Annotated in this window: 14 protein-coding genes; 7 read left to right on the forward strand and 7 right to left on the reverse strand. The window is 61.1% G+C overall.

Annotated features, from left to right (window positions below):
• Positions 1 to 18: 18 nt before the first annotated feature.
• Positions 19 to 1,389, reverse strand: coding sequence for a glutamine synthetase family protein (locus JFT66_RS01920; RefSeq protein WP_198858650.1), 1,371 nt, complete (start codon positions 1,387 to 1,389; stop codon positions 19 to 21).
• A gap of 341 nt (positions 1,390 to 1,730) precedes the next feature.
• Here JFT66_RS01920 and JFT66_RS01925 point away from each other — a divergent pair, with 341 nt between their 5' ends.
• On the forward strand, positions 1,731 to 2,504 hold the full coding sequence (locus tag JFT66_RS01925; protein WP_153837715.1) for a transporter substrate-binding domain-containing protein: 774 nt from the start codon (positions 1,731 to 1,733) through the stop codon (positions 2,502 to 2,504).
• 34 nt (positions 2,505 to 2,538) lie between these two features.
• Here JFT66_RS01925 and cynR read toward each other — a convergent pair whose 3' ends face one another.
• Positions 2,539 to 3,390, reverse strand: coding sequence for a transcriptional regulator CynR (gene cynR / locus JFT66_RS01930; protein ID WP_034118654.1), 852 nt, complete (start codon positions 3,388 to 3,390; stop codon positions 2,539 to 2,541).
• A gap of 112 nt (positions 3,391 to 3,502) precedes the next feature.
• On the opposite strand from cynR, the gene JFT66_RS01935 reads away from it, so the two are divergent.
• Genes JFT66_RS01935 through JFT66_RS01945 form a run of 3 tightly spaced genes read left to right on the forward strand, consistent with a single transcriptional unit; the run spans position 3,503 to position 5,541 of the window.
• Positions 3,503 to 4,144, forward strand: a complete 642-nt coding sequence (locus tag JFT66_RS01935; RefSeq protein ID WP_034118653.1) for a carbonic anhydrase — start codon at positions 3,503 to 3,505, stop codon at positions 4,142 to 4,144.
• A gap of 28 nt (positions 4,145 to 4,172) precedes the next feature.
• A complete protein-coding gene (gene cynS, locus JFT66_RS01940; RefSeq protein WP_034118652.1) occupies positions 4,173 to 4,643 on the forward strand; it encodes a cyanase in 471 nt (156 codons plus the stop codon).
• 55 nt (positions 4,644 to 4,698) lie between these two features.
• Positions 4,699 to 5,541, forward strand: a complete 843-nt coding sequence (locus JFT66_RS01945) for a cache domain-containing protein (protein WP_198858651.1) — start codon at positions 4,699 to 4,701, stop codon at positions 5,539 to 5,541.
• Between the two features lie 87 nt (positions 5,542 to 5,628).
• Here JFT66_RS01945 and JFT66_RS01950 read toward each other — a convergent pair whose 3' ends face one another.
• Together JFT66_RS01950 and pobA are read right to left on the reverse strand one after the other, a co-directional pair.
• Positions 5,629 to 7,146: an MDR family MFS transporter gene (locus tag JFT66_RS01950; RefSeq protein WP_198858652.1), complete on the reverse strand. Its 1,518-nt coding sequence runs from the start codon at positions 7,144 to 7,146 to the stop codon at positions 5,629 to 5,631.
• A gap of 66 nt (positions 7,147 to 7,212) precedes the next feature.
• Complete coding sequence (pobA, locus tag JFT66_RS01955) at positions 7,213 to 8,397, reverse strand: 4-hydroxybenzoate 3-monooxygenase (RefSeq protein WP_198858688.1); 1,185 nt, start codon at positions 8,395 to 8,397, stop codon at positions 7,213 to 7,215.
• A 189-nt stretch (positions 8,398 to 8,586) separates the two neighbouring features.
• Here pobA and JFT66_RS01960 point away from each other — a divergent pair, with 189 nt between their 5' ends.
• Positions 8,587 to 9,462, forward strand: a complete 876-nt coding sequence (locus tag JFT66_RS01960; RefSeq protein ID WP_034118648.1) for a helix-turn-helix domain-containing protein — start codon at positions 8,587 to 8,589, stop codon at positions 9,460 to 9,462.
• Here JFT66_RS01960 and JFT66_RS01965 read toward each other — a convergent pair.
• Positions 9,455 to 9,634 carry a hypothetical protein gene (locus tag JFT66_RS01965; RefSeq protein ID WP_198858653.1) on the reverse strand — a complete coding sequence of 60 codons (180 nt, stop codon included), beginning with the start codon at positions 9,632 to 9,634 and terminating at the stop codon, positions 9,455 to 9,457. The genes JFT66_RS01960 and JFT66_RS01965 overlap by 8 nt on opposite strands.
• A gap of 100 nt (positions 9,635 to 9,734) precedes the next feature.
• The gene (locus JFT66_RS01970) at positions 9,735 to 10,640 is read right to left on the reverse strand and encodes a LysR family transcriptional regulator (protein WP_153870458.1); all 906 of its coding nucleotides are present in this window, start codon (positions 10,638 to 10,640) and stop codon (positions 9,735 to 9,737) included.
• 105 nt (positions 10,641 to 10,745) lie between these two features.
• On the opposite strand from JFT66_RS01970, the gene JFT66_RS01975 reads away from it, so the two are divergent.
• Together JFT66_RS01975 and JFT66_RS01980 are read left to right on the forward strand one after the other, a co-directional pair.
• Positions 10,746 to 11,612: an MBL fold metallo-hydrolase gene (locus JFT66_RS01975; RefSeq protein WP_034118645.1), complete on the forward strand. Its 867-nt coding sequence runs from the start codon at positions 10,746 to 10,748 to the stop codon at positions 11,610 to 11,612.
• A 34-nt stretch (positions 11,613 to 11,646) separates the two neighbouring features.
• On the forward strand, positions 11,647 to 12,261 hold the full coding sequence (locus JFT66_RS01980) for an NAD(P)-dependent oxidoreductase (protein ID WP_198858654.1): 615 nt from the start codon (positions 11,647 to 11,649) through the stop codon (positions 12,259 to 12,261).
• Here the strand turns inward: JFT66_RS01980 and JFT66_RS01985 are convergent.
• Positions 12,232 to 13,173 (reverse strand): LysR substrate-binding domain-containing protein, encoded by a 942-nt coding sequence (locus JFT66_RS01985; protein WP_233096984.1) that lies wholly within the window; start codon positions 13,171 to 13,173, stop codon positions 12,232 to 12,234. The genes JFT66_RS01980 and JFT66_RS01985 overlap by 30 nt on opposite strands.
• Positions 13,174 to 13,223 lie beyond the last annotated feature (50 nt).

A 13,223-nucleotide genomic window follows, 5' to 3' on the forward strand; every position in this document is an offset into this window, starting at 1 on the left:
CCACCACCGTAAAATCGGTCACGCCTGATGCAGGTACCAACGCCAATCCTGCTCGCCGACCTCGCCCATGAACTGGCGGTATTCCTCGCGTTTGACCGCCAGGTACACGCCGAGGAATTCACTGCCGAACGCATCCCGTGCCCAGCTTGAGCCTTCAAGTGCGCGCAGGGTGGTCAGCCAGTCGGTAGGCAGCAACTCCTTGGCCTGGGCGTAGCCGTTGCCTTCCACCGGGGCGCCGGGGTCGCGTTTTTCGCGGATGCCTCGATGGATGCCGGCAAGGATTGCGGCAGCCGCCAGGTAGGGGTTGGCGTCGGCGCCGCAGATACGATGCTCGATATGCCGGGAGTTGGCCGGGCCACCTGGCACGCGCAGGCTGACGGTGCGGTTGTCGACGCCCCAGGTGGCGGCCAGGGGCGCGTAGCTGTTGGCCTGGAAACGCCGATAGGAGTTGGCGTTGGGGCAAAACATCAGCAATGAATCAAGTAAGGTGCTGAGCATACCGCCCACTGCCTGGCGCAACAGCGGCGTGCCGTCGCCAGCCTCGCTGGCGAACAGATTATTGCCTTGGGCATCGGCCAGGCTGACGTGCATATGCATGCCGGTGCCGGCCAGGTCGTCGAACGGCTTGGCCATGAAACAGGCAGTCATCCCATGCTTGTGGGCCACGCCCTTGACCAGCCGTTTATAGCGCACGGCTTCGTCCATCGCCTGCAAGGCGTCAGTGCGATGTTCGAGGGTGATTTCCACCTGGCCCGGGGCGTATTCGGAGATGGCCGTGCGCGCCGGGATCCCTTGCAGCTTGCAGGCGCTATAGAGGTCGGCGAGAAACGGCTCGATCTGCTCCAGTTCGCGCAGGCCGTAGACCTGGGTCGAGCGTGGGCGATTGCCGTCCGCATCCCGCGCCGGTTGTGGGCGGCCGTTGCTGTCGGGTTTCTGGTCGAGCAGGTAGAACTCAAGTTCCGCCGCCATCACCGGGTAATAACCGTCGGCCTTGAGCCCATCGATGACCTTGGCCAGCAAATGCCGGGGGTCGGCTACAGTGGCGGGTAAACCTTCGGTGGGGTGCATGCTGACTTGCACCGCAGCGGTTGGGATCAAGCGCCAGGGCATGCGCTGCAAGCTGCCGCTGATCGGGTAGGCACGGCAGTCGATATCGCCTACTTCCCACACCAGCCCGGAGTTTTCTACGTCATCACCATTGATACTCAGGCCGAGGATGGTGCTGGGCAGTGGCCGACCACTTTCGTATACCGCCAGCAGCTCGTCGCGGTGCAGCAACTTGCCGCGCGGTACGCCGTTGTTATCGAGAATAAACAGCTCGAACATGTCGATATCGGGGTTCTGCTCAAGGAACATCTGGGCTTCGTGCAGGCTGGCAAAAATACTCATGGGGATTTCTCATACGTTTGGGTCAGGCAGATGCGCGCAGACGCGCCATCCATGGAATAGATCAACGTAGGAGAGAGGTATCTGGCGGGCGTGCGTGTCGGCAATGGAACAAGGCCCAGAACGCAAGCGCTGACGGCAATGTCGCGGTGTGGGTATCGGGGTAACCGTGCATGCGCGAATCACAGTGATAGAGACATCTGAGCGTCACACGCCTGGATACGCGATTAAATCCAGGCTTGACGGAGTTTGGTTACCGTTCGGCTAAACATTCAGCGCCTTGCCACACTGCCCGGCGCTGGAAATAATGAACGCCCCCGACCGTGCCCCAAGGACTCGACCGCATGAAAGCTCCTCTGGCCCTCTGTGTACTGGCAAGCCTGGCAAGCATCGCCCAGGCCGACACGACCCCATCACGCCTTGACGATGTGATCCAGCGCGGCACCCTCACCGTTTGCACCACCGGCGACTACAAGCCCTACACCTCCCTGCGCGCAGACGGCCGCTATGAAGGCATCGACATCGCCATGGCCGAGTCGCTGGCAAAGAGCCTCAACGCCAAGGTCAACTGGGTACCCACCACCTGGAAAACCCTGATGCCGGACTTCCTCGCCCAACGCTGTGATATCGCCGTGGGCGGTATTTCCGTGTCTTTGGAGCGGCAGAAAAAAGCCTTCTTCAGCCAATCCCTCGGGGTCGACGGCAAGATCCCGCTGGTGCGCTGCGCCGATGTGCAGCGCTACCAGACGGTCGAACAGATCAACCAGCCCCAGGTGCGGGTGATCGAGCCGGCAGGCGGTACCAATGAAGTGTTTGCACGCGCCCATCTGGCCCAGGCGCAGATTCGCCTGCATGACAATGTGACGATTTTCGACGAGTTACTGGCGGGTAAGGCCGATGTGATGATCACCGACGCCAGCGAGGCGCGCTACCAGCAGAAGCTCAAGCCGGGGTTGTGTGCGGTTAATCCGGAGCAGCCGATGCAGTACAGTGAAAAAGCCTTTCTGTTGCCTCGCGATGATGTGGCCTGGAAGAGTTATGTGGATCAGTGGTTGCACTTGAGTGTGGCGACCGGTGGGTATGCGGGGATTGTCAGCCAGTGGCTGGCGGCGCCATGAACGAGGCCGGGCCGGATGATAATCGGGTAGATACCTAAGCCTTGATCAGCTCAACAAACGCCGCACACGCCGCACTTCGATAAGCGCCCTTACGACTCAACAATGCCGCAGTACGCTGCGGCAGCGGTGGGTCGATAGCCACGGCGTGCAGGCCCGCCTGGGCCTGGGCCAGTGCTCGCGGCAGGATCGTTGCCAATGGCGTGCTGCGTACGATCTCGATAATCGCGCTGATGGAATTGGCCTCCATCGCGATGCGCGGTTTCACCCCTTGCTGACGGCAGTAATCATCGATGTAGCGGCGGGTGGCGAAGCCCGTGTTCAGCAGCACCAGCGGTTGCTCGAGCCAGTCCAGGCGATTCAATTCGGGATGTGCTGCACCTACGACCACACTCAGTTCTTCGACAAACAACGCCTCACACTCGATATCCGGCCCGTGTTCGCCGGTAAACCCGATGCCAATATCCAGCAGGTCTTCGCCCAGCGCCGCTTCGATACGGTCCTGGGTCAACTCCTCGACGCTGAGGGTGATGCCCGGGTACAGCGCATTGAACCGTGCCAGCAGTGGGCCGATCAGGTAGGCGGTAAAGGTCGGCGTCATGGCCAGGCGCAAATGCCCGCGGCTGAGGTCTTGCACATCGTGCATGGCGCGGGTGCCGGCCTGTAGGTCCTGCAAGGCCAGCCGGGCAAAACGCACGTAGGCTTGCCCCGCATCGGTCAGGCTGATGCTGCGCCCGGAACGGTCGAGCAGTGGCGCGCCCAGGGTTTCTTCAAGTTGCTTGATCTGTTGCGACAAGGTCGGCTGCGACACATGCAGCGCTTCGGCGGCACGGGTGAAATTGCGATGTTCGGCAACGGCCAGCAAATAACGGATATGACGCAACAGCATCGACAACGCTCCAACTATAGGCATGACTTATAGAAAGCATAATAAACCGGTCTTGGACGCTATAGCCGAAAACTTCCATCCTTGCCCCATCAGCGACGCAAGGAGAACCACCATGCAGCATCTCATCGACGGCTTTCGCAAATTTCAAAATGAAGCCTTTACCCAACGCAGCGACCTGTTCAAACACCTGGCAACCACGCAAAACCCCGGCACCTTGTTCGTGTCCTGCTCCGACAGCCGCGTAGTCCCGGAGCTTTTGACCCAGCAGGAACCCGGCGATCTGTTCGTCATTCGCAATGCCGGCAACATCGTGCCGTCCTACGGCCCAGAGCCGGGCGGCGTGTCGGCTACGGTTGAATATGCAGTGGCAGTACTCGGCGTCAGCGACATTGTGATCTGCGGGCATTCGGACTGCGGTGCAATGACCGCGATTTCCACCTGCAAATGCCTGGACCACTTGCCGGCCGTTGCCAACTGGTTGCGCCATGCCGAGTCGGCCAAGGTGATCAACGCTTCGCGCCAGCACGTCTCGGACGCTGCACGCCTGGATGCATTGGTGCGCGAAAACGTGGTCGCCCAACTGGCCAATCTCAAGACCCACCCCAGCGTCGCCCTGGCCATGGAACAAGGCCGGATGAACCTGCACGGCTGGGTATACGACATCGAAACCGGCGGCATCGACGCGTTGGACGGGCGCACTGGGCGCTTCGTCTCCCTGCTCGACCATCCGGCCACCTGCGCCCACGCCGCCTGAACCTGACTTAAACCAAGAGGACATCACCATGTTGCAATCCCAATTCGCCCAAACCCCACGCCTGGCCCTGGCCGACACCGTTATCGACCTCAAGGCGCGCAAGAACCTGTCGTGGCAGGACCTCACCGACGGCACCGGGCTGAGCCTGGCTTTCGTCACCGCTGCCCTGCTCGGCCAGCACCCGCTACCCAAGGACGCGGCCGACATCGTGTGCGACAAACTCGGCCTCGACCAGGACGCCAGCCGCCTGCTGCAAAGCGTGCCGCTGCGCGGTAGCTTCCCAAGCGGTGTACCGACCGACCCGACCCTGTACCGTTTCTACGAAATGCTGCAGGTCTACGGTTCTACCCTCAAGGCCCTGGTGCATGAGCAATTCGGCGACGGCATCATCAGTGCCATCAATTTCAAGCTGGACATCAAGAAAGTCGAAGACCCGGACGGCGGCTCCCGTGCAGTCATCACCCTGGACGGCAAGTACCTGCCGACTAAACCCTTCTGATTGCGCGATGACCGTCTACGCTCTTGTCACATCAACAAGATCGAGGGACGGGTACATGAACACACTGCTCCGACTCACCTGGCTGCTGCTGTTGTTATGGGGCAGCCAGGTGCATGCCCAAAGCGCTCAGGAAGCAGACGCGCAAGCCGCCAAGGCCCTGCTGGAAAAGGCCTTGGCGTACTACCACAAGCAAGGCGACAAGGCCCTTGCGGCCTTCAGTCGCCAGGGTGAATTCATCGACCAGGACCGCTACGTGTTCGTGGTCGATACCCAGGGCGTGCTGCTCGCCAGTGGCGGCCCCTCCTCCGCGCTGATCGGTCGCGATGTGTCCGAGGTGCTCGGGCCAGACCTGCAAGCCTCGTTCAAACAAGCGCTCAGCGTGCCCGAAGGCCAGGGTATCCAGCAGGCCGACTATCGCTGGCAGAACTGGAATGACGGCAAGGTCGAGCACAAGCATGTGTTTTATCAGCGAGTGGGCCAACGCATCCTGGCGGTGGGTTATTACCTGCCACGGGCCACGCCGGAACAGGCCCGGGCTCTGCGCAACAAGGCGGTGGACGCGCTGATGAAGGATGAAACCGCCACGCTGAAAGCGATCAACGCCTTGCAGGGCGGTTTCCTGCAGGATGACCTTTATGTGTTTGTGGTCGACCTGGATACCCATCGCTATGTGGCCCACGGCACCAACCTGCGATTGGTCAACACCGACTTCGGCAAGATCAAGGACCCGGACGGCAAACCGGTGGGCGAGCCGATCCTCAAGCTGATGGCCGAGCAGGACCAGGGCGAATACAAATACCGCTGGAAAAACCCGGTGACTGGCAAGGTCGAGAACAAACACGCGTACCTGCGCAAGGCCGGCCATTTCATGGTGGCGGTGGGTTACTACAGCCCATGATCTAAATTGGAATGCAATCAAACTGTGGGAGGGGGCTTGCCCCCTTCCACATTTCGATCTCCTACATTTGGTTTATCAGGGTGCCAGTTAACGCGCCTTGTCTTCACGACCGCGCAACACTCGGTTCGGCATCGCTATCGCCGCCGCCAACCCAAGCAGCGACACCGCCGCACTCACCATCAGCAAATGCCGGAATGTCACCGCCAACTCGCCGCGCAAGGCATCCTGCGCCGGGCCGGGCGCGGCGTTGAGGCCGTCGAGCAGCACGTTGCCGGAACTGCCTTCGCCCACCAGCGCGCCGCTGCCCAAGTGCACAAAACTGGCATCCTGCAACAGTGCCAGCAACAGCGCCGACATACACGCCACCCCCACGGCCCCGCCCAGGGAGCGGAACAGGTTGGTGGTGCTGGTGGCGACGCCGATGTCCCGTTGCTCCACCGAATTCTGCGTGCCTACCAACGAGGTCGGGAACTGCATACCGGCGGCAATCCCGCACAACAGCATGAACACAGCGGTGATCCCCACCGCCTGGGGCGCGCTGTAGGCCATGCCGAGAATCGCCAGCGGGCTCAATAACGCGCCACTGAGGATCATCGGTTTATAGCGGCCGGTCACCGAGGTCATGCGCCCGGCAAAATAAGCCCCCATCGGCAAACCCATCGCCAGCGGCAGCAGGTGCAGGGCGGCGCTTTCGGCGCCGGAGCCGGTCACGGTCTGGTAACGCAGGGGCATCAGCACGGTCAGGGAAATCGCCTGGAAGCTGGTGACGAAAATCGTGCACCAGCACAACACCGCGCTGCGGTTGGCAAACAGGTGCATGGGCAGCAACGGTTCGCGGGCACGGCGTTCGTGCCATACAAACACGCTCAACGCCAGCAACGCGCAAGCGAGGAACCCCAACACTTCAGTGTCACGCCAATGATGGCCCTGGCCGATTTCCGTGACGCCCAGCAGCAAGGCAGTCAGGCCGATGATCATCAGCACGGTGCCCAGGTAATCAATGATCGGCTTGCGCTGCGGCACCGGCAGCCCCACCAGGGTGCGATGGGCCAGGTACCAGGCGCCAGCGCCCAGCGGCAGGTTGATCAGGAACACCCAGCGCCACGACAGGTACTCGGTCATATAGCCGCCCAGCACGGGCCCGGCCACGCTGGCTACCGCGTACATGCTGCTGAAGTAACCCTGGTAACGCCCACGCTCACGGGGTGGGATGATGTCGCCGATGATCGCCTGGCTGACCGAGATCATCCCGCCAGCACCGATGCCCTGGAGAATCCGTGCCAGCACCAATTGCTCCATGCTCTGCGCCATGCCACAGAACAGCGACGCCAGGGTGAACGCGCCCATGCCGATCAGCATCATTGGCCGTCGCCCATACAGGTCGCCGAGCTTGCCATAGATCGGCACGGCCACCGTCATCGCCACCATGTAGCCGGAGATCACCCAGGCCAACAGGTTGACGTCATGGAACTGCGCGGAAATGGCCGGCATGGACACGGCGACAATGGTCTGGTCCAGGGCCCCCAGGAAGATCGCCATCATCAGCGCGGCAAGGATACTGCGCACGGCGGGAACGGTTGGAGCAGGCTGATTGAGGTGAGTCACGGCGGAACCTTCGAGCAGGGCCAGCAGGCAAAGATCGCCTGCGGGAATGCTCGATACGATAGCAGGCTATTCGATAGGCTCGTATGGAAGCCCGACGTAATTTTCTGCGATGGTTATGCGCCCGGCGTCCGAGTGAATGAAATAGTCCAGCTCGCTCTCGGCAATGCGCTGGCTGAAGCCGTCCGCCTGGGGGAACTGGTGCAGCATCGAAGTCATCCACCAGGAAAACCGCTCGGCTTTCCACACCCGCCGCAGACAGATCGCCGAGTATTTTTCCAGTAGGTCCAGGCGCCCTTCTCGATACACCTTGAGCAAGATCCGGAACAACGTGCTTACATCGCTGGCCGCCAGGTTCAGGCCCTTGGCGCCGGTGGGCGGGACAATGTGCGCGGCGTCCCCTAGCAGGAACAGGCGCCCGTGCTGCATCGGCTCCACCACGAAGCTGCGCAGCGGCGCGATGCTTTTCTCAAGCGACGGGCCGGTCACCAGCTGTTCGGCCAATGCGCTGGGCAGTCGCGTTTTCAGCTCATCCCAAAAACGTGCATCCGACCATTGCTCCACGACCTCGTCCTGCGGCACTTGCAGGTAATAGCGGCTGCGCGTCGGTGAGCGCATGCTGCACAGCGCAAAGCCTCGCGGGTGCTTGGCGTACACCAGCTCGGCATGTACCGGCGGCGTGTCAGCGAGCACTCCCAGCCAACCAAAGGGATAAACCCGTTCGAACACCTTCAACGCCTCGGCCGGAATCGATTGGCGGGCTACGCCATGGAAGCCATCGCAACCGGCGATATAGTCGCACTCCAGGCGACAGGCTTGACCTTCATGCTCGAACGTCAGCCAGGGCTGCTCACCGTTGAGGTCGTGGGGCTGTACATCGGACGCTTCGTACAGGGTGCAAGCGCCAGCGGCTGCGCGGGCCGCCATCAGGTCGCGGGTCACTTCGGTCTGGCCGTAAATCATCACCGACCGGCCACCGGTCAGGGTCTTGAGGTCGATAGGGATGAGCTGCTCATTGAGCGCAATTTCAAAACCGTCATGCACCAGCCCTTCAGCATCCATGCGTTGGCTGACCCCAGCCTCGCGCAGCAGGTCGACCATGCCCTGCTCCAGCACGCCAGCTCGGATGCGGCCTTGCACGTAATCAGCGCTCTGGCGCTCTAGAATAAGGGTTTGGATGCCAGCGTTGTGCAACAACTGGCCGAGCAGCAATCCGGATGGACCGGCGCCGATAATGGCGACTTGGGTTCTCAGGGTTTTCATTATTTTTATGGCCTTCATGCTTCACCCGAACGGATAGAGTGAAAGAGTTGTCATTCGTCTTGTGGCTGACATTTTTCACTTGAGCGAGCAGCATAAGAAGGTGAAAACTGCGTCAAAGCCTGCGCTTTTCGCCAATCGGGGCGATTACCGAACCACTATCCTGAGTATCGGATTGAAACCATGACCAAAACCGCGATTCCGGTCTTCAAGCTTTACGGGGAAAGCCAGCAGTGGCCGACTCCCGATTTGTTGCACTGCGAAACCATTTCCCGACGCAGTCGGGAATACCAGTGGGAAATCCAGCCCCACCGGCACGCGGATCTGTGCCAGTTACTGTATGTACACAAAGGCCAGGCACAGCTGGAGATCGAAGGCCAGCGCACCACGCTCAACGAGTCGAGCCTGCAAGTGCTGCCCCCGCTCTGCGTGCATGGCTTTCGTTTTTCCGAAGATGTGCAAGGTTACGTGGTGACCCTATCGGCGCCGCTGGTCAGCCACTTGCAGGCGCAACTGGGCGATACCATCGATGGCCTGCAAACCCTGGGCAGTTACCCGGCGGGCAAGGACAGCGATTACTTGAACAACCTGTTCGCCCGCTTGCAGGACGAATACGCCGACGAGCAACCAGCCCGGGACATGATGTTGCACGCCCTGGTCAGCGTGCTGCTGGTGTGGGTCAGCCGCCAGGCGATCCAACGCCGTCATCCACGGGCGCCGCGTGGTCGTGAGTATTTTCGGCGCTTCACCCAATTGGTCGAACAGCATTACCGCGAGCACCCAAAGATTGAAGACTTGGCCCACAAGCTGGGCATCTCGGTCTCACATTTGAACGGGACATGTCGGGAATTGGGCGGGCAGCCTGCGTTGCAGATCATGCATGACCGCCAGTTGCTGGAAGCCAAGCGCCTGCTGACCTACACCAGCATGACCATCAATGAGATGTCCGAGGTGCTGGGTTTTTCCGATCCGACCAATTTCTCGCGGCTGTTTCGCCGTCGAGTCGGGTTTTCACCCAAGGCTTTTCGCGAGCAACTTAAAGCCGATCAGCCTACCTGAGCGCGCTGAAACTGCCGGTGCGCGGAACGCATTGGCCTTGATGGCAGCTGAAGGCGAAAGCCGCCGGCTGCATGCGGGTTTGCTCAACGCGGTAAGCGGCAGTCCCGTACAGCGCCGTAGCCAATGCGCAGAGGGTAAAAATCGTCAGGTACTTTCTGGTTTTGATGCTCATGGCACAGACCTCTGAACGGATCTACAGGGTGCTGTTTAAAGCATAGGTCAGTCAGGGCGAGTTGCCATTATTGGGCGCCATTCAACAGATTTATGTCGGCCTAGAGACCGACATCCCACACAGGCTCCTCGGGAAACCGCAGCACCAGAAAATCCAACAGGCTGCGCAGCGCCGAGGGCATGTGTTTGCGCGAGGCGTACACCGCGTAGATGTTCATCTGCCGCGGCTCGGCGTCGGGCAGCAAACGCACCAGTTCACCGCTGCGGATCAAGTCACCGGCCTGGTAACTGGGCAACATGGCCACGCCTGCCCCGGCCAATGTCAGGCGCAACAAGGTGCTGGCCTCGTTGGCGGTGATATTGCCGTGTATCGGCACCGACACGTGTTCGCCGTGCTCTTCGAAATGCCACAGGCTTTTGCCGAAGTAAGAGTGGGTCAGGCAGTTATGCCGGGCCAGGTCTTCGACTTTTCGCGGGGCCGGGTGCTCTGCCAGATAGGCCGGGGTTGCGCACACTACCGAACGGCAGACCGTCAGGCGCCGGGCGATCAGGTTCGGGTCCAGGTCATTGCTGGTGCGAATGGCCAGGTCAATACGTTCATCCACCAGGTTGACGGTACGGTCGAGCATTTGCAGATCAACCGTCACCAAGGGGTAGCGTTTGACGTACTCAGCGATAACCCCGGCCAACTGCGACTGACCGAACGAGGTGCTGACACTCAGCCGCAGTTGCCCGCGTGGCGCCTCATCCGGTTCGCTGACGGCGGCCTGCATATCGCAGCACAGCTCCAGCAATTGCCGGCAGCGCGGCAGGGTTTCACCTCCTGCCGCGGTGAGGCTGAGCTTGCGCGTGGTGCGGTGCAGCAGGCGTGCACCAACCCAGTCCTCCAGCTCGGCCAGATAGCGCGAAACCACCGGTCGCGACAGGTCGAGGTGGTCGGCAGCAGCGGACTGGCTGCCCAGGTCCACCACGGTGACAAACACGCGCATTGCTTGAAGACGATCCATGATTTGCCCGATTTCAGAAACAAACTATGTCCAAGCATCGCATTTTTTGTTGTGTTTTATGCAACTAAGCTCTGTTCACCCCTTACCCATGGCAGGAGCTGCCCGATGTTCTCGACCCTCAAACGCTTGACCCTGGCCACTGCTGCCCTGGCCTTCGCCGCCCACGCCGCAGCGGCAGAGCTGAAACTTGACGTCTACAACCCAGGCGAAGCCGCAATCTTCCCGGTCAGCTCGGTGCTGGTGAGCGGCGCGAAAGACGCGATCCTGGTGGATGCGCAATTCGGCAAAGGCCAAGCCGAACAACTGGTACAGAAAATCCGCGCCAGCGGCAAGCACCTGACCACCATCTACATCAGCCATGGCGACCCGGACTACTACTTCGGCCTCGACACCCTGACCGCCGCATTCCCCGATGCCAAGGTACTGGCCCCGCAACCGGTGGTCGACCATATCAACGCCACCGTCGCCGGCAAGCTGGAATTCTGGGGCCCGAAAATGGGTGCCGACAAGCCCGCCAAGACCATCGTGCCGCAGGTACTGCAAGGCCATAGCCTGACCCTTGAAGGGCAACAACTTGAAGTAGTGGGGCTGGACGGCCCGCAGCCGGATCGCAGCTTCGTGTGGATCCCCTCCATCAAGGCCGTGGTCGGTGGTGTGGTTGTTGCAGAAAACATCCACCTGTGGATGGCGGATACCCAGGGCGCGCAATCCCATAAAGACTGGTTGGCGACCCTTAAGCGTATTGAAGAGCTGAAGCCGAGCACCGTGATTCCGGGCCACTACCTGGGCACGCCTTCGCTGGCCTCGGTGAAATTCACCGCTGACTACATCAAGGCGTTCGACATCGAGACCGCCAAGGCCAAGGATTCCGCCGCCCTGATCGCGGCCATGAAAAAGCGTTACCCCACCCTCGCCGACGAGAGCTCGCTGGAACTGAGCGCCAAAGTTGCCAAGGGCGAAATGAAGTGGTGATTGGTTTTAAACCCTAACCCTGTTGGAGAACGTCATGAGCAAGATCGCAATCATTGGTGCCACCGGGCGTGCCGGTAGCCAACTGCTGGAAGAAGCGCTGCGCCGTGGGCACACCGTCACCGCCATCGCCCGCAATACCGACAAGCTAGGCGTACGCCCGGGCGTCACGCCCAAGCAAGTCGACGCACTGGATGCCGATGCCCTGCAACAAGCCATCAGCGGCAGCGACGTGGTGATCAGCGCTGCGCACTTCGCCACCTTGCCAGCCAGCGCCGTGATCGGGCCGGTGAAACAGGCCGGCGTGAAACGCTTGCTGGTGGTGGGTGGTGCAGGTTCGCTGCTGCTACCGGACGGCAGCCGGGTGATCGACAGCCCGGGCTTCCCGGCGGAATACAAGGCCGAGGCCAGTGCGGGGGCTGAATTCCTGGAAACCCTGCGTCAGGAAAAGCAATTGGATTGGACGTTCCTGTCACCCTCTGCCCTGTTCGATGGAACCGAGCGCACCGGTAAATTCCGCCTGGGCCAGGATGATCTGCTGGTGAACGGTGATGGCAAAAGCTCGATCAGTTTTGCCGACTTTGCCATCGCGTTGATTGATGAAGTGGAGACCCCGAAGCATTCACGTAAGCGCTTCACCGTCGGTTACTGATACAACGCGGTTCAAAAATTGTGGGAGGGGGTTTGCCCCCTCCCACATTCGTGCCTGGCTGACCAGCCAATCCATCAGGGCCAACAACCCAGCAGAAGGCACCGTCCCCGGCGGATACACCAGGTAATACCCCATCCCCGTCGGCACCCGCAGCTCAAACGGCGTTGCCAGCCGCCCTGCCTTCAGATCCTCGCCAATCAACGCACGATCACCGATCGCCACGCCGGAGCCTTGTGACGCCACCGTCATCGCCAGGTCCAGTGTTTCGAAATGATGCCCCTGGCTGAGATTAGTCAGGTGCGTATCCGCCGCCTTCAACCACAGCGCCCAATCCCGTTCATCCCGCGTGGGATGCAACAGCACCTGTTGCTGCAGATCAGCCGGCGTGTGCAAGCCCTCCAGCAGCGCCGGCGCACACACCGGGGTCAGTTGTTCATCGAACAGATGCCGGGCCTCGGCGGCCTGCTCAGCGATGGGCGCATAGATCACCGCCGCGTCGAATGGCTCGCGGCGAAAGTCCACGGTATAGGCCACGGTGGTGGTGAGTTCCACTGGCACATCCGGGCGCTCCTTTTGCCATTGCAGCAAGCGCGGCAGCAGCCAGCGTATGACGCAGGTGGACGCCTTGAGTTGCACGACCCCACGGCGGCTGCCGATCTGCTCTACGGCCTCGCCGATCAAGCCGAACACCCGCTGCACCCGCAGTGCCCACTCGCGACCTTCCTGGGTCAGGCTCAAGCCCCGCGCCTGGCGCAGGAACAAGGCATAGCCCAAATGGTTTTCCAACCCGGCGATCTGGCGGCTCACCGCGCCCTGGGTGATGTGCAGCTGCTCGGCGGCACGCGTGAAGTTGCAGCACTGGGCGGTGACCCAAAAGGTATGCAACGCGGGCAACGGCGGAAGGCGTTTCATCGGGGCGCAGCCATGATGTGGGGACATGGCTAGTATGACTTTTTATCGAT

The sequence above is a fragment of the Pseudomonas sp. MF6755 genome, from assembly GCF_016405635.1.
Lineage (GTDB): Bacteria > Pseudomonadota > Gammaproteobacteria > Pseudomonadales > Pseudomonadaceae > Aquipseudomonas > Aquipseudomonas haemolytica.